The following is a 19,432-nucleotide window of genomic DNA, read 5'->3' on the forward strand; positions in this document are numbered from 1 at the left end:
CAGAAGGAGAGACATGTACGCAACGTATCTGCGGCGCGAGCTGGCGGGCCGCAAGAGACAGACCATCATCGTGGCGGTCGGGCTCGGGCTCGCGATCGCCCTCGTGATCGTCGTGAACGCGCTGACCGCCGGAGTGCGCGACGCGCAGACGCAGGCGCTGGAGTCGGTGTACGGCGTCGGGACAGACCTGACCGTCACGGGTGCCGCTGCCGAACCCGGCGAGGGCGGCGGACAGCGGTTCGAGTTCGGCTCCGAGGCGGGGGAGGAGGCCGGCGACACCACGACGCTCGACCAGTCGATGCTCACGACCGACTTCCGCCGCGGAACGCTGGATGCCTCGGTGCTCGCGACCGTGCTCGGCACGGACGGCGTCGTCGCGGCATCCGGGACCCTGAGCCTGACGAACTCGACGTTCTCGGGCGAGCTGCCCAGCGGCGGGGTCGGGCGCCGGGGGGGGGGACGCGCGGCGACGGCGAGGCGCCGCCGACCGGCGGGCGGACGGCGAGGGCGGCAGCGCCTTCGGCATCGATTCCTTCACGGTGCTCGGCATCGACCCCGGTGAGGATGCCATCGGCCCGCTGGCCTCGGTGGAGGTCAGCGACGGCCGCGGATTCGACGCCGCCGACAGCGGCGAGCTCGTCGCCCTCGTGGACTCGTCGTACGCCGCCACGTCCGCGATCGCCGTGGGTGACACGATCGACGTCGCAGGCTCCGACGTCGAGGTCGTGGGCATCGTGGCATCCACCTCCGACTCCGCCGACACGGCCGCGAATGTCTACCTGCCGCTGGAGACCGCGCAGGAGCTTGCGGGCGTCGAGGACGTCCTCTCGACCGTCTACGTGCAGGCCGATTCGGCATCGGCCATCGACTCCGTGCAGGCCGCTCTGTCCGACGAGCTCCCCGACGCCACGGTGAGCTCGCAGTCGGATCTCGCCTCCACGGTCTCCGGGTCGCTCTCCAGTGCCAACGAGATGATCACGAACCTCGGCACCTGGCTGTCGATCATCGTGCTCGCCGTCGCCGTCATGATCTCGGTGCTGTTCACGATCTCGGGCGTCACGCGGCGCACGCGGGAGTTCGGAACGCTGAAGGCCATCGGATGGTCCAATGGCCGCGTCGTGCGCCAGGTGGCAGGGGAATCGATGGTCCAGGGGCTGATCGGCGGGGCCGCCGGACTCGTGCTGGGTCTGGTCGGAATCCTGCTGATCAACGTCATCCAGCCGACGATCTCGGCCGCGGCTGAGACGCCTTCGGGCATGGGCGGGCCCGGCGGCGGCATGGGGGGCCCGACCGGCGGCGGAGGCGGCGGGATGTTCGAGACCGCGCAGGCGACCGACATCGTCCTGAGCGCGCCCCTCACCCCCTGGGTGCTCTTCGCCGCCGTCGGACTCGCGGTGCTCGGCGGACTCGTCGCCGGCATGTTCGGCGGGTGGCGCGCCGCCAGGCTGAGCCCCGCCGAGGCCCTGCGCTCGGTCGCGTGACCGGCGCCGATCAGTGAACCACGACAAGGAGCAAGAGATGACCATGACAGACACCGTGCCTGCAGAGCGGACTCCCGACGCACCGGCGACGCTGTATCGCTTGGAGGGTGTCACGCGCACCTACACGCAGAAGCAGCGCGTCGTGAAAGCGTTGACCGGCGTCGACCTCGAGATCGGCTTCGGCGAGTTCGTCACGATCCAGGGACCAACGGGAGGGGGCAAGTCGACGCTCCTGCAGCTGCTGGGAGCGCTCGACAAGCCCACCTCCGGGTCGATCAGCCTCGGCGCCGCCGAGCTCTCGTCCGCGTCGCCGACGGCGCTCGGCCGGATCAGGGCCGAGGAGATCGGATTCGTGTTCCAGGGCTTCAATCTCATCCCGACGCTGACGGCCGCCGAGAACGTGAACATGGCGCTCGAACCGCTGGGGCTGAGCGGTGCAGAGCGGAAGACGCGCGTCGACGAGGCCCTGGCGCACGTGGGCCTCGCGGATCGTGGTGACCACCTGCCGACCGAACTCTCCGGCGGCCAGCAGCAGCGCGTCGCCATCGCGCGAGCGATCGTCAAGCGTCCGCGAGTGCTGCTGGCCGACGAACCGACTGGAAACCTGGACGAGAGCATGCGCGACGAGATCCTCGTGCTCCTCGAGCGGCTGTGCGCCGAGGGATTGACGCTCGTCATCGTCACCCACGACTCTGCCGTCGCCGCGCGGGCCAGCAGGCGATTGCGGCTCGCGAAGGGAGTGGTCACCGACATCACGCGCGGATGAAGCGCGAGAGGCCGGCAACCTGACGGTTGCCGGCCTCTCGTCGCAGACGCACGCGGTCAGTGCGTGTCTTCCGCCTCGATCTCGGTGCGGTCGCCCGACCACTGCGTGTGGAAGGTGCCGTCCTTGTCGATGCGCTTGTAGGTGTGGGCGCCGAAGAAGTCGCGCTGGCCCTGGACGAGGGCCGGGGAGGCGGTCGGCGCGGATGCCGTCGTAGTACGACAGCGACGAGCTGAAGGCGGGGGCGGGGATGCCCGAGGTCGCGGCGGCGATGACGACGCGGCGCCAGGCGGCCTGTCCGCGGGTGAGTGCTTCGGCGAAGTACGGGGCGGTCATGAGGACCGGCAGGTCCGGGGCCTCGTTGTACGCGTCGGCGATGCGGTTGAGGAACTGGGCACGGATGATGCATCCGCCGCGCCAGATCTTCGACACGGCGCCGAGGTCGATGTTCCAGCCGTATTCGGCGGCTCCGGCGCGGATTTCGTCGAACCCCTGGGAGTAGGCGACGATCTTCGACGCGTACAGGGCCAGGCGGACGTCTTCGATGAACGCGTCGACGTCCTCGGTGGGGACGGTGAAGTCGCCCTCCGGGCCGGGGAGGGCGGTGGCGGCGGCGCGCTGCTCGGGGTGCGAGGACAGCGACCGGGCGAAGGTGGCCTCGGCGATCCCGGAGACGGGGACGCCGAGGGTGAGCGCGGTCTGAACCGTCCAGGCTCCGGTGCCCTTGGCGCCGGCCTGGTCGACGATGACGTCGACGAGAGGCTTCCCGGTTTCGGCGTCGACCTGGCGGAGCACCTCGGCGGTGATCTCGATCAGGTAGGACTCGAGCTCGCCGGTGTTCCAGTCGGCGAAGATGTCGGCGATCTCGGCCGGGGTCTTGCCGGTGCCGCGGCGGATCAGGTCGTACGCCTCGGCGATGAGCTGCATGTCGGCGTACTCGATGCCGTTGTGGACCATCTTCACGAAGTGCCCGGCACCGTCGTGCCCGATGTGCGTGACGCACGGCTCACCCTCCGCGACCGCGGCGATGGAGCGCAGGATCGGTCCGAGGGTGACCCAGGACTCGTCCGACCCTCCGGGCATGATCGACGGCCCGGTCAGGGCGCCCTCCTCGCCGCCGGAGATCCCGGCGCCGACGAAGTTGATCCCGGTCTCGCGGACGGCCTTCTCGCGGCGGATCGTGTCGGGGAAGTACGCGTTGCCGCCGTCGACGATGATGTCGCCCGGCTCGAACACGCGCACGAGCTCGTCGATGACCGCGTCCGTACCGGCACCGGCCTTGACCATGATGATCGCGGTTCGCGGCTTCTGCAGCGACGCGGCGAACTCCTCGTAGTCGAATGCGGGCACGAACCCCGCCTCCGGGTGCGCCGCCACCAGCTCATCCGTCTTCGACCGCGACCGGTTGAACACGGCGACCGTGTTCCCCTCACGCGACGCGAGATTCCGCGCCAGATTCGAACCCATGACGGCGAGTCCAACGACTCCGATATTCGCTGATGCTTCGGGCACAGATACTCCTCGATCGTGAAGCCAGGGGGATGGACTTCAGCGTATCGCTGTGCGAGCGACCAGGGCGCACTGTGTGACGCCTGGCGCTGACGTGCTCAGTCCTTGCGGTAGCCCGAGCGGCCCAACGAGAAGAGGGCACCGATGCTGAAGACGGTCGCGCACACGGTCATGGCGCCGATCAGCCATGCGATGGCGTGGGAGAGGAATGCGCCGTCGATCATGCCGGACTCCTGTTTCTTCGTGGTGGGTTCTGAGGGCGTCAGAGGTCTGGGTTTCAGCCTATCGGGTCTTCGGGTACGATAGATGAGTTCCTCGGCGAGGGATGCTTCGCGTGCGCAGCATCCGTAATCGACGCGGCGAATCCAGCCTCGTGGCTCTTTCGCACGTCTGCGTCCGGGAAGCCGATCACAAGACCACCACGCGGCGAGCAGTTCGCCGCGTGCCCCGAAGGAGAACCCATGTCTGAGGACACCAAGGTCCACGCCGAGGTCCGCGAGCAGTTCGGCAAGGGCTTCGCCCGCCGCCTCCGCGCCGCCGGCAAGATCCCCGCCGTCATCTACGGCCACGGCACCGAGCCCGTTCACGTCGCCCTCCCGGGCCACCAGGTCTCGCTCATCATCCGCCGCGCCAACGCGCTGCTCGAGCTCGACATCGAGGGCAAGGACCAGCTCGCCCTGGTCAAGGACGTCCAGAAGGACCCGGTGCACCAGATCATCGAGCACATCGACCTCCTCGTCGTGAAGAAGGGCGAGAAGATCCAGGTCGACGTCCCCGTCGTCGTCACCGGTGAGCCGTTCGCCGGCACCGTCGCCAACCTCGACGCCACCTCGATCGCCGTCGAGGTCGAGGCCACGCACATCCCCGAGCACGTCGAGGTCTCCGTCGAGGGTCTGGAAGAGGGCGCGCAGATCACCGCCGCCGACGTGAAGCTGCCCAAGGGCGCCACGCTCCTCGCCGACCCCGAGACGCTCGTCGTCGCGGTCTACGTTCCGACCGAGGAGCCGGAGGCCGAGGAGGGCGACGAGGCCGCTGAGGCCGAGGCGCCTGCCGACGAGGCCGCAGCAGAGTAAGACATCTGCTTCGACGAAGGGGACGCGAGCTGATCGCGTCCCCTTCGTCGTATTCTGGCGACCGAGAAGACAAGAGATGAGAGACGCATGGCCGACACCTGGCTGATCGTGGGGCTGGGCAATCCCGGTCCGCGGTACGAGGCGACCCGGCACAACGTCGGGCAGATGGTGGTCGACGAGCTCGCCGGCCGGCGCGGCGAGAGCTTCCGCGAGCACAAGGGCGGCGCTCGTGTCGTCGAGACGTGGTTGCGCCCCGGTGCGGACAAGATCGTGCTGGCCAAGCCCAACTCGTTCATGAACGTCTCGGGCACCCCGGTCGCGGCCCTCGCGCGCTTCTACTCGGTGCCTCCCGAGCGCACCGTGATCGTGCATGACGAACTGGACATCCCGTTCGACGCCCTCAAGCTCAAGACCGGTGGCGGGCACGGAGGGCACAACGGCGTTCGCGATGTCGCGCGTGCCATCGGGACGGCGGACTTCCCGCGGGTGCGCGTCGGCATCGGGCGCCCGCCAGGACGGCAGGACCCAGCCGACTGGGTGCTCTCGCCGTTCGGCAAGACGGAGCGCGAGACGCTCCCGATCCTCGTGTCGGATGCCGCGGATGCCGTCGAGCTCCTCGTCGCGGAGGGTCTGCTGGCAGCTCAGCAGAAGCACCACGCACCGCGGTGACGGTTGAACCTTCGGTGCTTCAGGGTCCGTAGGTAGAGACCGCACCAGCACCCGCGCCGGCGCCGAGGGTCGCACCGAGTACGACGAAGAAGATCACCGGCCCGAGCACGGCGAGGATCAGGGCCACCACGCCCCAGACGCGACCCGCCCGCTTCACGATGGCCATGATGCCGAGGACGATCGCGGCGATGCCGCCGAGAGTGCCGACCCAGAAGCCGATCTCTCCGATGAGCACCTGATCGCGCACCGGCGAGAGGAACGAGAGGTCTGAGGTCGTCGGGTCGACGTACTGGGTGACGGTGGGCAGCTGGAACCCGATCTGGTACCCGGCGAAGCCGGCCACGATCGGCGCGACGACGGCCGCGACGATGGACAGCACGAACGCCACGATGCCCAGGACCGCCGAGCGCGGCTGTGCGGGAGCAGGAGCCGGCGCCTGGTAGCTGCCGGCCGGTGCTGCGTAACCGCCCACGGGCGCCGCATACGCGCCGGGCGGCGTCTGGTACGACGGCGGGTTCTGGTACGACGGCGCGGTCTGCGACGGGGGAGTGCCGTACGGAGAGGGCGGACTCGGAATCGGCGGGACCGATCCGTGCGGGGTGGTCGGAGGAAGCTGCGGGTCGGTCACGCACCCATCCTAGGGTGCGCGACCGACCCGATCGTCACACGCGGCGCAGCAGGCCGACCTTCTCGTAGACGTCGGCGAGCGTGGCATCGGCCACGGCATCGGCGCGCTCGGCATTGGCGGCGAGGATGCGGTCGAGCTCAGCCGGGTCGTCGAGCAGCTCGAGGGCGCGCGAGCGCACCGGCTCGAACTCCGAGACCACGACCTCGGCGAGGCCCTTCTTGAAGTCCCCGTACCCGCGGCCTGCGTACTCGTCCTCGATCGCGGCGACCTGGCGGCCGCTGAGGGCCGCGTAGATCGTCAGCAGGTTCGAGACCCCGGGCTTGTTCTCGCGGTCGAAGCGCACGGAGCCCTCATTGTCGGTGACGGCCCGCATGATCTTCTTCGCCGATTTCGCCGGGTCATCGAGCATCCACAGCACGCCCGCGTCCGTCTCGGCCGATTTCGACATCTTCGACGTCGGATTCTGCAGGTCGTAGATGCGCGCGGTGTCCTTCTGGATGACCGGCATCGGCACGACGAACGTCTCGCCGAAGCGGGCGTTGAAGCGCTCCGCGAGATCGCGCGTGAGCTCGACGTGCTGCTTCTGGTCATCGCCCACGGGAACGACATCGCTCTGGTACAGCAGGATGTCGGCCGCCATGAGGACCGGATAGGTGAACAGGCCGACGCTCGTGCCGTCCTGCCCGTAGCGACTGGACTTGTCCTTGAACTGCGTCATGCGTCCGGCCTCGCCGAAACCCGTGATCGTCGAGAGGATCCAGGCGAGCTCGGCGTGCGCGCGCACGTGCGACTGCACGTACAGCGTCGACTTCGACGGCTCGATGCCCGCGGCGATGTACTGCGCGGCAGTACGCCGGGTCTTCTCGCGCAAAGACGCGGGGTCCTGCGCGACCGTCAGCGCGTGCAGGTCGACGACTGAGAAGAACGCGTCGTAGGACGCCTGCAGATCGCGCCACTGCAGGAGAGCACCGATGTAGTTGCCGATCTGAAGCGAGTCGGCGGATGGCTGCATTCCTGAGTAGAGACGAGGTCTGGTCACGGATCAATCCTATGGTGCTGGGGCGACCGCCCTGTCAGTACGCGTAGTCGACGACCACCGGCGCATGATCGCTCCACCGCTCGGCATACGTGGCGGCGCGTGCCACCCGGTAGTCCTGCACGCGCTCGGCGAGCGCCGGGGTCGCCAGGTGATAGTCGATGCGCCAGCCGGAGTCGTTGTCGAACGCCTGCCCGCGCATGGACCACCACGTGTACGGACCGTCGACCTCGCCGTGGAACCGGCGCCCGACGTCGACCCATCCGAGCCCCGTGCCGACCGTGCCGTCGACGCCGGTCACCTCGGCGCCGGCATCCCCGAGAAACCGGTCGAAGTACGCCCGCTCGCGGGGGAGGAATCCCGCCTTCTTGCGGTTCCCGCGCCAGTTCTTGATGTCGAGTTCGCGGTGACCGACGTTCAGGTCACCCGTGACGAGCGCGAGCGCGTCACCCTGCCCGAGGTCGGCGAGGCGCGCGCCGAACGCGTCGAGGAACTTCCACTTCTCATCCTGCTTGGGCGTGTCGGCCTCACCGCTGTGCACATAGGCGCTGACGACGGTCAGCGGGCGGCCGTCGATGAGGAAGTCGCCCTCGATCCAACGGCCCTTCGAGTCGAAGTCCTCGGCCCCGAACGCGGTGCGCGAGGCGAGCGCAGGGGTGCGGCTCGCGATCGCGACGCCGGCTCGACCCTTGGCCGTCGCCTCGTCGTGGACGATCGACCATCCGGGCAGCGCTGCTTCGAGGTGCTCGTCCTGCCCGCGCACCTCTTGCAGGGTCAGGATGTCGACGTCGGCAGCATCGAGCCACCCGCTCATGCCGTTGCGGGCCGCGGCCCTGATCCCGTTGACGTTGACCGAGGCGATACGCAGATGAGGCATGGATTCAGCCTAACGAGGGCCGGTGACATCCTCCGCCTCGGCACCCTCGATGGCGATGGCCAGAGCATCCTGCGCGCGCCGCACCGCCCGCCCGGCCCAGAGCCTGCGGTACCAGGGCGCGTCCTCGTACGCGTCGCGGGCCCGCCGCAGCTGCACGCGTGCGGCGAGCACCAGGGCCTCCTGCTCGGCCAGCCGGGCGGCCTGCTCGTCCTCGAGCTCCAGCGGGTGGTCGTTGTCGGCCGCGGTGACCGCGATCCACGAGGCCGCCACGAGCACCACGCTCGCGAGCAGACGGCACCACAGGAGGAGCCCGATGATCACGGCGAAGGACGCGAGCAGGGGGTTGCTGGGCACGCGGGTGAGCAGGAAGCCCGCGATGAGCTGGAGGACCACCATCGCCCCGCCGCCCAGCAGCGAGGCCGGCCAGATGAAGCGCCATCGCAGGTCGGCGCCGACGAGGAAGCGCACGAGGGCCGCCAGGGCGCCGGCATCCACGATGAAGGCGCTGGCCATCCACAGTACGCGGGCCATCCCCGACAGCACCCAGGAATCGCCCCAGCCGAACAGGTCGAACAGCCACTCCAGCGCCCAGACGCTCAGCACGCTCAGCGCCGCACCGAGCAGCAGCGCGAGGCCGAACAGCACGCCTGCGAGCAGATCGCGCAGCTTGAGCAGCCAGTAGGAACGCGTGTCGAACGGCAGGCCGAAGATGTCTCGGATCGCCCGTCGCGTGAAGGTCACCGCCGCGATCGCGGTCCAGGCGGCGAAGCCGACGGCCACGGCACCCGTGATGCCCAGCAGGCTCGTGCTGCCCTGGGCGATCTCGACGACGTCGTCGCGGCCGATCAGACCGGGGTCGCCGATGAGCCCTGGCAGATAGCTGTTTGCGAGATCGATGAGCGCTTCGATCGCGCGCGGGCTGGCGCCGAGCCAGATCCCCACACCGGCGAAGCTGACGTAGATGACCGCGAACAGCGAGAACAGGACGTAGTAGCTCATCCCCGCCGAGAGCAGGAAGCCGTTGCCGCGGAGGAACCCGCGCCAGACGCGCACGGGGAACGCCGCGAGCGTGCGATCCTTCAGCTCCGCGGCGCGTTCGAGGGGTCCTTCGAAGCGCTCACGCAGCCGGACTCGGTCCTCCGACATGCCCTCACCCTATCCAGGGGAGCACCGATGCGAGGCGGAGGTCAGGGCCGGCCGCGCAGGATGGCCTGCTTGACCTCGGCGATGGCCTTCGTGACCTCGATGCCGCGCGGGCACGCCTCCGTGCAGTTGAAGGTCGTGCGGCAGCGCCAGACGCCCTCCTTGTCGTTGAGGATGTCCAGACGCACGTCGGCGTTGTCGTCGCGCGAGTCGAAGATGAACCGGTGCGCGTTGACGATCGCGGCAGGGCCGAAGTACTGGCCGTCGGTCCAGAACACCGGGCACGACGAGGTGCAGGCGGCGCACAGGATGCACTTGGTGGTGTCGTCGAAGATCGCGCGGTCGGCGATCGACTGGACGCGCTCCTTGCCCTTCTCGGGCACGCTGTTCGCGACGAGGAACGGCTGCACCTCGCGGTAGGAGGCGAAGAACGGCTCCATGTCGACGATGAGGTCCTTCTCGAGCGGCAGACCCTTGATCGCCTCGACGTAGATCGGCTTCGAGATGTCGAGGTCCTTGATCAGCGTCTTGCAGGCCAGTCGGTTGCGGCCGTTGATGCGCATGGCGTCAGAGCCGCAGATGCCGTGCGCGCACGAGCGGCGGAACGACAGCGAACCGTCGACCTCCCACTTGATCTTGTGCAGCGCGTCGAGCACGCGGTCGGTGGAGAACAACTCCACGTCGTAGTCGACCCAGCGGGGCTCGGCGTCCTGCTCGGGGTCGAACCGGCGGACGATGAAGGTGACCAGGAAGGACTGGACGGCCGGGTCTGCGGCGGCGGGCGCCTCTGCAACAGCGTTCGACATTCTCAGTACTTCCTCTCCATCGGCTGGTAGCGGGTCTGGACGACCGGCTTCGAGTCGAGCTTGATGTGATCTGCGGGCGTCGACGAGTGCGGGTCGCCCGTCAGGTACGCCATGGTGTGCTTCATCCAGTTCTCGTCGTCGCGCTTGGGGAAGTCGTCGCGCATGTGACCGCCGCGGCTCTCCTCGCGGTTCTGCGCGGCGTAGACGACGACCTCGGCGATGTCGAGCAGGAACCCGAGCTCGACTGCCTCGAGGAGGTCGGTGTTGAAGCGGTGGCCCTTGTCGTCGATGTAGACGTTCTTGTAGCGCTCGCGCAGCTCGGCGATGACGCCCAGCACGTGCTCGAGGGACTCGTGGGTGCGGAACACCTGGGCGCCGCGGTCCATCTCCTCCTGGAGCTTCTTGCGCAGCACGGCGACGCGCTCGGTGCCGTTGCTGCCGCGCAGGTTCTCGAGCATGTCCTTGACGAACCCGGCGGGGTTCTCGGGGAGCGGCACGAACTCGGCGGTCTTGGCGTACGCCACGGCGTTGTTGCCGGCGCGCTTGCCGAACACGTTGATGTCGAGGAGCGAGTTGGTGCCGAGGCGGTTCGAGCCGTGCACCGAGACGCACGCGCACTCGCCGGCGGCGTAGAGACCGGGGACGACCGTGTTGTTGTCGGCGAGGACCTCGGCGTCGTTGTTCGTCGGGATGCCGCCCATGGCGTAGTGCGCGGTCGGCATGACGGGGACGGGGTCGGTGACCGGGTCGACACCGAGGTATGTCCTGGCGAACTCGGTGATGTCGGGCAGCTTGGTCTCGAGGACCTCGGCACCGAGGTGCGTGCAGTCGAGGTAGACGTAGTCCTTGTGCGGGCCCGCGCCGCGGCCGTCGAGGACCTCCTGCACCATGGAGCGCGCCACGATGTCGCGCGGTGCGAGATCCTTGATGGTGGGGGCGTAGCGCTCCATGAAGCGCTCACCCGAGTCGTTGCGCAGGATCGCGCCCTCGCCTCGCGCACCCTCGGTGAGCAGGATGCCGAGACCGGCGAGACCCGTCGGGTGGAACTGGAAGAACTCCATGTCCTCCAGCGGCAGGTTCTTGCGCCAGATGATGCCGACGCCGTCACCGGTGAGGGTGTGCGCGTTCGAGGTGGTCTTGAAGATCTTGCCGAAGCCGCCCGTCGCGAAGACGACCGACTTGGCCTGGAACACGTGCAGCTCGCCCGTGGCCAGTTCGTACGCGACGACGCCGGCGACTCCGGTCTTGCCGTCGTCGTCCTTCACCGTGATGAGGTCGAGCACGTAGAACTCGTTGAAGAAGTTGATGCCGAGCTTGACGCAGTTCTGGAACAGCGTCTGCAGGATCATGTGACCCGTGCGGTCGGCGGCGTAGCACGCGCGGCGGACCGGGGTCTTGCCGTGCTCGGCGGTGTGACCGCCGAAGCGGCGCTGGTCGATCTTGCCCTCAGGGGTGCGGTTGAACGGCAGACCCATGTTCTCGAGGTCGATGACCGCGTCGATGGCCTCCTTGGCGAGGATCTCGGCGGCGTCCTGGTCGACGAGGTAGTCGCCGCCCTTGACTGTGTCGAAGGTGTGCCACTCCCAGCTGTCCTCCTCGACGTTCGCGAGGGCGGCGGCCATGCCGCCCTGCGCCGCGCCGGTGTGCGAGCGGGTGGGGTACAGCTTCGTGATCACGGCTGTCTTCGCGCCCGGGCCCGCCTCGATGGCGGCGCGCATGCCTGCGCCTCCTGCGCCGACGATCACGACGTCGAACTGGTGGTAGTGAACGCCGTCGCGGACGACGGAATCCTGCGTCTCAGTAGTCACTTCTCGATGCTCTCTTGTCAGTTTCCGACGACGCCCGCAGCCACGCAGGTGTCCCACAGCGTGCTGGACTCGGTGACGCCCAGGCACGGGTCGAACGTGAAGACGACCAGGGTGCCGAGGATGATCAGCAGGCCCGCTGCGAGGACGATCGCGCCGACGAGGGCCTTGCGGACCTTGTCATTGGTGGCGTAGTCGTTGACGATCGTGCGCATGCCGTTGCCGCCGTGGATGAAGGCGAGCCACAGCATCAGCACGTCCCACCACTGCCAGAACGGCGTGGCGAACTTGCCGGCGATGAATGCGAAGTCCAGCGCGTGGATTCCGTCGCCGACCATGAGGTTGACGAACAGGTGGCCGAAGATGAGGACGATCAGCACGACGCCGGATGCTCGCATGAACATCCAGCCCCACTTCTCGAGGTTGACGCCGCGGCGGCGGCGCGCCGGTGCGGCGATGGTCTGTGCGGACATCAGTGACCCCCTCCGAACCCGGCGAACGCGAGCGACAGGTGGCGCCCGGTGAAGCCGGCCATGAGCACGACCCAGACGGCGATGACGCCCCAGAACATCTGGCGCTGGTACCGCGCGCCCTTCGACCAGAAGTCGACGAGGATGATTCGCAGGCCGTTCATGGCGTGGAACACGATGGCGCCTACCAGCACCACTTCACCCAGAGCCATGACGGGGTTCTTGTACGTGCCGATCACGGCGTTGTACGCCTCGGGGGAGACCCGGATCAGTGCCGTATCGAGCACGTGCACGAGAAGGAAGAAGAAGATGGCGACTCCGGTGATGCGGTGAAGCACCCATGACCACATGCCCTCACGACCGCGGTACAGAGTGCCGCGCGGGGTCTTGGACGTGGTTTCCGAAATCGACGGTGTCAAGCGTGTGCCTGCGGACACGGTCGTCCTCCCTGATCGATGCGAGGTCGGGTAGCACGTGCGGGTCTGAACAGACCGCTGGACGTGCCCGGCCGTGCACCATCCTATTCCTGTCAGAACGCTGGGTGCGACGAAGGCGACCCTAAGGGGCGGGGCGATCATGTTCGTTCTGCATCGTCACGATTCGGCTCGGCTATCGTGCCGAGGGGCTCCGGATCGGCGGCGGATAGGCTGAGCGCATGGCGCCGTTCGACGACTTCTACGCAGTGATCCCCGCCGGCGGAATCGGCAGCCGGCTCTGGCCGCTGTCCAGGGCGGACGCACCCAAGTTCCTGCATGATCTCACCGGCTCCGGCAACTCCCTGCTGCGCGACACCTGGGATCGACTCGAGCCCATGACGGGCCCCGATCGGATCGCGGTCGTCACCGGGCGCGCGCACCGCGCCGCCGTCGAGTCCGAATTGCCCGGCATCCCCGATAAGAACGTCTTCCTCGAGTCCGAGCCGCGGGAGTCGGCCGCAGCCATCGGACTCGCGGCGGCGATCCTGCACCGTCGCGACCCGGACGTCATCATCGGCTCCTTCGCCGCAGACCACGTCATCCGCGGCACGCGCACGTTCGAGTTCGCCGTCCAGCAGGCCGTCGCCGTCGCTCGTGCCGGCTACATCTGCACCATCGGCATCCAGCCGTCGGAGCCGTCTGTCGGCTTCGGATACATCCAGAAGGGCGACGAGCTGGTCGTCGACGACGCCCCGGAGGCTGCGACCGTCGAGCGCTTCGTCGAGAAGCCCGATCTGGAGACGGCCAAGCAGTACTACGCCGACCGGTCGTTCCTGTGGAACGCCGGCATGTTCATCTCGAAGGCGAGCGTGCTGCTCGACGAGCTCGCCGCGAACGAGCCCGAGCTGCACGCCGGTCTCCTCGAGCTCGCCGAGGCGTGGGACGACCGCGCCCGCCGCGGTCCCGTCGTCGACCGGGTCTGGCCGCGGCTGAAGAAGATCGCCATCGACTACGCGGTCGCCGAACCCGCCGCCGACAAGGGGCGCCTCGCCGTGATCCCCGGACACTTCGACTGGGATGACGTGGGGGATTTCGCCTCGCTCACCAAGCTCATCTCGGGCGGACGCAAGAACGACCTCGCCGTCCTCGGCCCCAGGGCCCGCGTGCTGTCGGATGCCGCGACCGGGATCCTCGTCAGCCAGACCTCCCGCGTGATCAGCCTGGTGGGTGTGAAGGACATCGTCGTGGTCGACACCGAGGATGCTCTGCTGGTCACCACGGCGGAGCACGCGCAGCGCGTGAAGGGCGTCGTCGAATCGCTCAAGCTCACCGGTCGCGGCGACGTCCTCTGAGCGCACGCCACGGGTCTGTTGCGAGTTTGTAACCATTAACCGTCTTGGGCGGTGCGGACGCCGTGACACTGGGTAACTTAGCCAGACGGACCCTGCGATCGGCGCAGGCCAGTAGTCGTGGAGGCTTACGTGACCATTTCCACCCGAAAGCGCGCTCTCGCCGCGATCGTGGCGACCGGCGTCGCCGTCGCACTCGCAGGCTGTGGAGCCGCTCCCGAGAGCAACGGCGGGAACGCCGGTGGCGAGGAGATCGACTTCCTGCCCTGCATCGTGTCCGACATGGGCGGATTCGACGACAAGTCGTTCAACCAGCTGTCGTTCGAGGGCTCGCAGAAGGCCGCGGACGAGCTCGGCGTCGACCTCAAGGACGTCCAGTCCAACGCCGAGACCGAGTACGGCCCCAACGTGACCAACCTCGTCGACGAGGGCTGCAACGCCATCGTCGCCGTCGGCTTCGCGCTCTCGGCCGCGACCGTCGAGGCGGCGAACGCCAACCCCGACGTCGACTTCATCCTCGTCGACGACGCCGCCGACAACGACTTCGACGGCAAGAAGGACGCCGAGAACGTCAAGCCGCTCCTGTACGACACCGCTCAGGCGGCATTCCTCGCCGGCTACCTGTCGGCCGGCTACTCGAAAACCGGCAAGGTCGGAACCTTCGGCGGCATGGAGTTCCCGACCGTGACGATCTTCATGGACGGCTTCAAGCAGGGCGTCGACCACTACAACGAGGTCAAGGGCACCGACGTCCAGGTCGTCGGGTGGGACGGCAAGACCGGCTCGTTCACCGGTGGCTTCGAGGCCAACCAGGACGCCAAGCAGGTCGCCGTGAACATCCTCGACCAGGGTGTCGACGTCATCCTCCCCGTCGGCGGACCGATCTACCAGTCGGCTCAGCAGGCGATCAAGGAGTCCGGCAAGGACATCGCCCTCATCGGCGCCGACGCCGACCTGTTCGTGACCGACCCGAGCACGGCCGACGTCGTCCTCACCTCGGTCCTGAAGGCCATGGACCTGTCGACCTACCAGGCCGTCCTCGCCAGCGGCAAGGGCGAGTTCGACCCCGCGGCGTACATCGGAACGCTCGAGAACGAGGGCGTCGGCATCGCCGACCTGCACAACTTCGCCGACAAGGTCGACGCAGGTCTGCAGGACGAGGTCGCACAGCTGCAGCAGGACATCATCGACGGCACCGTGCCCGTCACGTCCTACCTCAGCGAGTGACGCTCTGAGACGGGGAGGCCGGCGAGAGCCGGCCTCCTCGTCTCGTTCTGTCCGGCTACTCCCGCAGACCGAGGTCTGCTGAATAGGATCGACCACATGAAGCTTGAACTGCGCGGCATCACGAAGAGATTCGGCGCGCTGACGGCGAACGACCACATCGATCTCGCCGTCGAACCCGGCGAGATCCACTGCCTCCTCGGCGAGAACGGCGCCGGCAAGTCGACGCTCATGAACGTGCTGTACGGCCTGTACCAGGCCGACGAAGGCGACATCCTCCTCGACGACGAGGTGCAGCACTTCTCCGGCCCCGGCGATGCGATGGCCGCCGGTATCGGCATGGTGCACCAGCACTTCATGCTCATCCCCGTCTTCACCGTCGCCGAGAACGTCATGCTCGGCAACGAGCAGACGAAGTTCGGCGGACGGCTCGACCTCGCCGCCGCCCGCAAGCGTGTGCGCGAGATCTCCGATCGCTTCGGGTTCGACGTCGACCCGGACGCGATCGTCGAGGAGCTCCCTGTCGGCGTGCAGCAGCGCGTCGAGATCATCAAGGCGCTCTCCCGCGACGCCCGCGTGCTCGTGTTCGACGAGCCGACTGCGGTGCTCACCCCGCAGGAGACCGACGAGCTGATGAACACCATGCGGCAGTTGAAGTCGCAGGGCACCTCGATCGTGTTCATCACCCACAAGCTGCGCGAGGTCCGCGAGGTCGCGGACCGCATCACCGTCATCCGCCTGGGCAAGGTCGTCGGCGAGGCCTCGCCGACCGCGACCAACGAGGAGCTCGCCTCCCTCATGGTCGGGCGCGCCGTCGAGCTGACGGTGCAGAAGGACGCGCCGAACGTCCGGACCAACTCGCTCGTCGTCGAGGGACTCACGGTCACCGATCGGGTAGGCACCGTGCTCGTCGACGAGGCCTCCTTCGAGGTCCGCGGCGGTGAGATCCTCGCGATCGCCGGTGTGCAGGGCAACGGCCAGACCGAGCTCACCGAGGCGATCATCGGTCTGCAGGACCACGTCCGCGGCAGCATCCGCCTCGACGGGCAGGAACTGATCGGCCGGTCGGTCCGCGACATCCTCGACGCCGGTGTCGGGTTCGTCCCCGAGGACCGCAGCGTCGACGGCCTGGTGAAGGAGTTCACCATCGCCGAGAACCTCATGCTCGACCGCTCGCACGGCGCACCCTTCGTCAGCGCGGGTACGGTCAGGCGCGGCGCCCTCGACGCGTTCGCGCGCGAGAAGATCACCGAGTTCGACATCCGCACGCAGGGCCCGTCGCAGGCCGCGGGGCGTCTCTCCGGCGGAAACCAGCAGAAGGTCGTCCTCGCCCGCGAGCTGAGCCGCGACCTGTCGCTGTTCGTCGCAGCCCAGCCCACCCGCGGCGTCGACGTCGGTTCCATCGAGTTCATCCACAAGCGCCTGATCGACACCCGCGACGCCGGAGTGCCCGTGATCGTGATCTCTACCGAGCTCGACGAGGTGGCCGCCCTTGCCGACAGGATCCTCGTGATGTACCGGGGCCAGGTCGTCGGCATCGTGCCGGGGAACACCTCCCGTGAACGCCTCGGCCTGATGATGGCCGGCATGTCCGAGACCGCCGCGACCGAGGAGGCCAGCGCATGAGCGCCACCCAGCCGCAGAGCCCGCTCGCCGCACCCGAAACGAAGGTCGCTCCGTCCCGCTGGCGGCTTGCCATGCAGGCGATCGTGCAGGGCAACGGGATCATCTCGGTTCTCGCCGTTCTGATCGCGGTCGTGGTCGGCTCGATCATGATCGCCGCGACCAATGAAGAGGTCCAGACGACTGCCGGGTACTTCTTCGCCCGCCCGATGGACATGATCGGTGCCGTCTGGGATGCCGTCGCCGGTGCCTACGCCGCTCTGTTCCGCGGAGCGATCTACAACTTCAACGCCGACAGCTTCGCTATCGGCATCCGCCCGCTCACGGAGACGCTGAAGTTCGCCACGCCCCTGATCGCGGCCGGCCTCGGCGTCGGTCTGGCCTTCCGCGCCGGCTTGTTCAACATCGGTGGTCAGGGGCAGATGCTCATGGCCGCCGCGGCCGGCGGCTACGTCGCCACCCAGTGGGACCTGCCCATGGGGCTGCACCTGATCGCCGCGATCGTCGCCGGTATGATCGCCGGTGCGATCTGGGCCGGCATCGCCGGTCTCCTCAAGGCGCGCACCGGAGCCCACGAGGTGATCACGACGATCATGCTCAATCACATCGCGTTCTACCTCCTGGCGTGGATGCTGGCGACGCAGGGCATCCTGCAGGCGCCGGGCTCCAGCAACCCGAAGACAGCCCCGATGCCCGACACCGCGGTGCTGCCGCAGCTGCTCGGGCCGCAGTACAAGCTGCACGCCGGCTTCCTGCTCGCCCTCGTCGCTGTCGCGTTCACGTGGTGGCTGCTGGAGCGCTCGTCGCTCGGCTTCCGGTTCCGCGCCGTCGGTGAGAACCCGGCCGCGGCGCGCGTCGCCGGCATCGACGTCGGACGCATGTACCTGGTGGTCATGCTCATCGCCGGCGCCCTGGTCGGCATCGCCGGCATCAGCCAGATCCTCGGCACCGAGACGAGCGGCTTCGGCGGCGCGATCGACGCCGGCATCGGCTTCGACGCGATCACCGTGGCACTGCTCGGCCGTTCCTCTCCGCTGGGCATCCTCGCCGCCGGCCTCCTGTTCGGTGCGTTCAAGACCGGCGGGTTCACGATGCAGTCGTCGCAGGGCATCCCGATCGAGATCGTGCTGGTCGTCCAGTCGCTCATCGTGCTGTTCATCGCCGCCCCGCCGCTGGTGCGGGCGATGTTCGGCCTGCCGCAGCCCGGAGCCCGCAAGAAGCCCAAGAAGCCGAAGAAGAATGCGGCGCAGATCGCCGAGGAGGTGTCCGCATGACCGTCACGGCCGAACCCGTCGTCAGCGACGAGCAGCGTCGAGTGACCGTCGTCTCCTGGAAGGCACCGGTGATCTTCGCGATCTTCACCGTGCTGTTCGCCCTGCTGCCGCTGCTGGCCCCGCGCGAAGGCGCGACGACCTTCCGACTGTCCGCAGGTGAGGCGTTCTTCACCGTCCCCGACGTCGTGCTGCCGGCCACGGCGACCGCCTGGATCGCCGTGGTCCTGCTCGCCGCAGCCACGGTGTTCGCGTTCCTCCTCGTATCCGGGAGGCGCAAGATCCCGCTGTGGCTGGTCATCGTCTACGTCGCGGTGCTCATGATCGGGTTCCTCGCGTGGGCTGCCGCCGGCAGCACGTTGCCGATGATCGGACTGCTCGGTGGCGCTCTGGCGCTTGCGACACCGCTCATCTTCGGCGCGCTCGGCGGCGTGATCGGCGAGCGCGCCGGTGTTGTGAACATCGCCATCGAGGCGCAGCTGCTCGCCGGCGCCTTCTCGGCCGCCGTCGCGGCCTCGCTCGCGGGTTCGCCGTGGGCGGGCCTGGTGGCCGCCATGGTCGCCGGCATGCTCGTGGCCCTCGTGCTCGGTGTGTTCACGATCACGTACTTCGTCGACCAGGTCATCGTCGGCGTCGTCCTGAACGTGCTCGTCATCGGCCTCACGACGTTCCTGTTCCGGCAGGTGCTGGCGCCGAACACCGAGACGCTGAACAGCCCCGAGACGTTCAACGCGGTCGCGATCCCCGTCCTCAGCGAGATCCCGGTGATCGGGCCGATCCTGTTCCGCCAGTCGTTCATCGTCTACCTGATGTACGTGGTGGTCGCCCTCGTGTGGTTCGGCCTGTACCGCACCCGCTGGGGACTGCGGCTGCGCTCGGTCGGCGAGCACCCGCAGGCGGCCGACACCGTGGGCATCAAGGTGCTCGCGACCCGCTACCGAGCCGTGCTGCTCGCCGGTGCTGTGGCCGGTCTCGGCGGGGCGTTCTACACGCTCGTGTCGGTTCCGCGCTTCAACCAGGAGATGACCGCCGGTGCCGGCTTCATCGCCCTGGCCGCGGTGATCTTCGGAAAGTGGGACCCGATCCGGGCGACGTTCGCGGCGCTGCTGTTCGGGTTCGCGACGAACCTGCAGGGCGTTCTGTCGGTGATCGGATCGCCCGTGCCGAGCCAGTTCATGCTCATGCTGCCGTACATCGTCACGATCTTCGCGGTCGCCGGACTCGTCGGCCGCTCCCGGGCACCCGCCGCAGACGGCGAACCGTACATCAAGAGCTGAGTCGAGAAGGAG

At 68.3% G+C, this 19,432-nt stretch carries 19 protein-coding genes and 1 pseudogene; 10 read left to right on the plus strand and 10 right to left on the minus strand.

Going from position 1 to position 19,432, the window contains the following annotated elements:
• Nucleotides 1-13 precede the first annotated feature (13 nt).
• The 3 genes from HWX58_RS14975 to HWX58_RS02775 are packed head-to-tail and all read left to right on the plus strand — an operon-like array spanning nt 14 to nt 2,247.
• Nucleotides 14-562, plus strand: coding sequence for a hypothetical protein (locus HWX58_RS14975; RefSeq protein WP_250646054.1), 549 nt, complete (start codon nt 14-16; stop codon nt 560-562).
• Nucleotides 540-1,481, plus strand: coding sequence for an ABC transporter permease (locus HWX58_RS14980; protein WP_250646055.1), 942 nt, complete (start codon nt 540-542; stop codon nt 1,479-1,481). The genes HWX58_RS14975 and HWX58_RS14980 overlap by 23 nt, the downstream gene beginning before the upstream one ends.
• Before the next feature lie 37 nt (nt 1,482-1,518).
• Complete coding sequence (locus HWX58_RS02775; protein WP_175985523.1) at nt 1,519-2,247, plus strand: ABC transporter ATP-binding protein; 729 nt, start codon at nt 1,519-1,521, stop codon at nt 2,245-2,247.
• 56 nt (nt 2,248-2,303) lie between these two features.
• Here HWX58_RS02775 and gnd read toward each other — a convergent pair.
• Together gnd and HWX58_RS15265 are read right to left on the minus strand one after the other, a co-directional pair.
• A pseudogene (gene gnd / locus HWX58_RS02780) lies at nt 2,304-3,711 on the minus strand (NADP-dependent phosphogluconate dehydrogenase).
• A gap of 140 nt (nt 3,712-3,851) precedes the next feature.
• Nucleotides 3,852-3,977, minus strand: a complete 126-nt coding sequence (locus HWX58_RS15265) for a hypothetical protein (protein WP_264675287.1) — start codon at nt 3,975-3,977, stop codon at nt 3,852-3,854.
• Between the two features lie 237 nt (nt 3,978-4,214).
• On the opposite strand from HWX58_RS15265, the gene HWX58_RS02785 reads away from it, so the two are divergent.
• Together HWX58_RS02785 and pth are read left to right on the plus strand one after the other, a co-directional pair.
• Nucleotides 4,215-4,826 carry a 50S ribosomal protein L25/general stress protein Ctc gene (locus tag HWX58_RS02785; protein WP_175985524.1) on the plus strand — a complete coding sequence of 204 codons (612 nt, stop codon included), beginning with the start codon at nt 4,215-4,217 and terminating at the stop codon, nt 4,824-4,826.
• Between the two features lie 87 nt (nt 4,827-4,913).
• A complete protein-coding gene (pth, locus tag HWX58_RS02790) occupies nt 4,914-5,495 on the plus strand; it encodes an aminoacyl-tRNA hydrolase (protein ID WP_175985525.1) in 582 nt (193 codons plus the stop codon).
• A gap of 19 nt (nt 5,496-5,514) precedes the next feature.
• Here pth and HWX58_RS02795 read toward each other — a convergent pair whose 3' ends face one another.
• From HWX58_RS02795 to sdhC, 8 genes are read right to left on the minus strand one after another with little or no spacing between them, the layout of a single operon-like run.
• Complete coding sequence (locus HWX58_RS02795) at nt 5,515-6,123, minus strand: hypothetical protein (protein ID WP_175985526.1); 609 nt, start codon at nt 6,121-6,123, stop codon at nt 5,515-5,517.
• Between the two features lie 34 nt (nt 6,124-6,157).
• Nucleotides 6,158-7,162 (minus strand): tryptophan--tRNA ligase, encoded by a 1,005-nt coding sequence (trpS, locus tag HWX58_RS02800; RefSeq protein ID WP_175985527.1) that lies wholly within the window; start codon nt 7,160-7,162, stop codon nt 6,158-6,160.
• Nucleotides 7,163-7,196: 34 nt separating this feature from the next.
• Nucleotides 7,197-8,036: an exodeoxyribonuclease III gene (locus HWX58_RS02805; protein ID WP_175985528.1), complete on the minus strand. Its 840-nt coding sequence runs from the start codon at nt 8,034-8,036 to the stop codon at nt 7,197-7,199.
• 9 nt (nt 8,037-8,045) lie between these two features.
• The gene (locus tag HWX58_RS02810; RefSeq protein ID WP_175985529.1) at nt 8,046-9,182 is read right to left on the minus strand and encodes a YihY/virulence factor BrkB family protein; all 1,137 of its coding nucleotides are present in this window, start codon (nt 9,180-9,182) and stop codon (nt 8,046-8,048) included.
• A gap of 41 nt (nt 9,183-9,223) precedes the next feature.
• Nucleotides 9,224-9,985 carry a succinate dehydrogenase iron-sulfur subunit gene (locus HWX58_RS02815; RefSeq protein ID WP_175985530.1) on the minus strand — a complete coding sequence of 254 codons (762 nt, stop codon included), beginning with the start codon at nt 9,983-9,985 and terminating at the stop codon, nt 9,224-9,226.
• Nucleotides 9,986-9,987: 2 nt separating this feature from the next.
• The gene (sdhA, locus tag HWX58_RS02820; protein WP_175985531.1) at nt 9,988-11,793 is read right to left on the minus strand and encodes a succinate dehydrogenase flavoprotein subunit; all 1,806 of its coding nucleotides are present in this window, start codon (nt 11,791-11,793) and stop codon (nt 9,988-9,990) included.
• Nucleotides 11,794-11,810: 17 nt separating this feature from the next.
• Nucleotides 11,811-12,263, minus strand: coding sequence for a succinate dehydrogenase hydrophobic membrane anchor subunit (locus HWX58_RS02825; protein ID WP_175985532.1), 453 nt, complete (start codon nt 12,261-12,263; stop codon nt 11,811-11,813).
• Nucleotides 12,263-12,697: a succinate dehydrogenase, cytochrome b556 subunit gene (sdhC, locus tag HWX58_RS02830; RefSeq protein ID WP_175985533.1), complete on the minus strand. Its 435-nt coding sequence runs from the start codon at nt 12,695-12,697 to the stop codon at nt 12,263-12,265. The genes HWX58_RS02825 and sdhC overlap by 1 nt, the downstream gene beginning before the upstream one ends.
• 218 nt (nt 12,698-12,915) lie before the next feature.
• Here sdhC and HWX58_RS02835 point away from each other — a divergent pair, with 218 nt between their 5' ends.
• The 5 genes from HWX58_RS02835 (at nt 12,916) to HWX58_RS02855 (ending at nt 19,420) form a co-directional block, all read left to right on the plus strand.
• Nucleotides 12,916-14,028, plus strand: coding sequence for a mannose-1-phosphate guanylyltransferase (locus tag HWX58_RS02835; protein ID WP_175985534.1), 1,113 nt, complete (start codon nt 12,916-12,918; stop codon nt 14,026-14,028).
• A gap of 129 nt (nt 14,029-14,157) precedes the next feature.
• On the plus strand, nt 14,158-15,252 hold the full coding sequence (locus tag HWX58_RS02840) for a BMP family lipoprotein (RefSeq protein ID WP_175985535.1): 1,095 nt from the start codon (nt 14,158-14,160) through the stop codon (nt 15,250-15,252).
• A gap of 96 nt (nt 15,253-15,348) precedes the next feature.
• Nucleotides 15,349-16,875: an ABC transporter ATP-binding protein gene (locus HWX58_RS02845; protein WP_175985536.1), complete on the plus strand. Its 1,527-nt coding sequence runs from the start codon at nt 15,349-15,351 to the stop codon at nt 16,873-16,875.
• Complete coding sequence (locus HWX58_RS02850; protein WP_175985537.1) at nt 16,872-18,146, plus strand: ABC transporter permease; 1,275 nt, start codon at nt 16,872-16,874, stop codon at nt 18,144-18,146. Before HWX58_RS02845 ends, HWX58_RS02850 begins: the two co-directional genes overlap by 4 nt.
• Nucleotides 18,143-19,420 (plus strand): ABC transporter permease, encoded by a 1,278-nt coding sequence (locus tag HWX58_RS02855; protein WP_175985538.1) that lies wholly within the window; start codon nt 18,143-18,145, stop codon nt 19,418-19,420. The genes HWX58_RS02850 and HWX58_RS02855 overlap by 4 nt, the downstream gene beginning before the upstream one ends.
• The last annotated feature ends 12 nt before the right edge of the window (nt 19,421-19,432 follow it).

It is taken from the genome of Microbacterium tenebrionis (genome assembly GCF_903645325.1).
Classification (GTDB): Bacteria; Actinomycetota; Actinomycetes; order Actinomycetales; family Microbacteriaceae; genus Microbacterium; species Microbacterium tenebrionis.

Excerpts from the sequence above, each read along its gene's own strand:
- HWX58_RS02785 (WP_175985524.1), top strand. The coding sequence starts at position 4,215 with ATGTCTGAGGACACCAAGGTCCACGCCGAGGTCCGCGAGCAGTTCGGC.
- HWX58_RS02845 (WP_175985536.1), top strand. The coding sequence starts at position 15,349 with ATGAAGCTTGAACTGCGCGGCATCACGAAGAGATTCGGCGCGCTGACG.
- HWX58_RS02810 (WP_175985529.1), bottom strand. The coding sequence starts at position 9,182 with ATGTCGGAGGACCGAGTCCGGCTGCGTGAGCGCTTCGAAGGACCCCTC.
- HWX58_RS14975 (WP_250646054.1), top strand. The coding sequence starts at position 14 with ATGTACGCAACGTATCTGCGGCGCGAGCTGGCGGGCCGCAAGAGACAG.
- HWX58_RS02855 (WP_175985538.1), top strand. The coding sequence starts at position 18,143 with ATGACCGTCACGGCCGAACCCGTCGTCAGCGACGAGCAGCGTCGAGTG.
- HWX58_RS02825 (WP_175985532.1), bottom strand. The coding sequence starts at position 12,263 with ATGTCCGCACAGACCATCGCCGCACCGGCGCGCCGCCGCCGCGGCGTC.
- HWX58_RS02775 (WP_175985523.1), top strand. The coding sequence starts at position 1,519 with ATGACCATGACAGACACCGTGCCTGCAGAGCGGACTCCCGACGCACCG.
- HWX58_RS02850 (WP_175985537.1), top strand. The coding sequence starts at position 16,872 with ATGAGCGCCACCCAGCCGCAGAGCCCGCTCGCCGCACCCGAAACGAAG.
- pth (WP_175985525.1), top strand. The coding sequence starts at position 4,914 with ATGGCCGACACCTGGCTGATCGTGGGGCTGGGCAATCCCGGTCCGCGG.
- HWX58_RS15265 (WP_264675287.1), bottom strand. The coding sequence starts at position 3,977 with ATGATCGACGGCGCATTCCTCTCCCACGCCATCGCATGGCTGATCGGC.
- HWX58_RS02835 (WP_175985534.1), top strand. The coding sequence starts at position 12,916 with ATGGCGCCGTTCGACGACTTCTACGCAGTGATCCCCGCCGGCGGAATC.
- HWX58_RS02815 (WP_175985530.1), bottom strand. The coding sequence starts at position 9,985 with ATGTCGAACGCTGTTGCAGAGGCGCCCGCCGCCGCAGACCCGGCCGTC.
- HWX58_RS02805 (WP_175985528.1), bottom strand. The coding sequence starts at position 8,036 with ATGCCTCATCTGCGTATCGCCTCGGTCAACGTCAACGGGATCAGGGCC.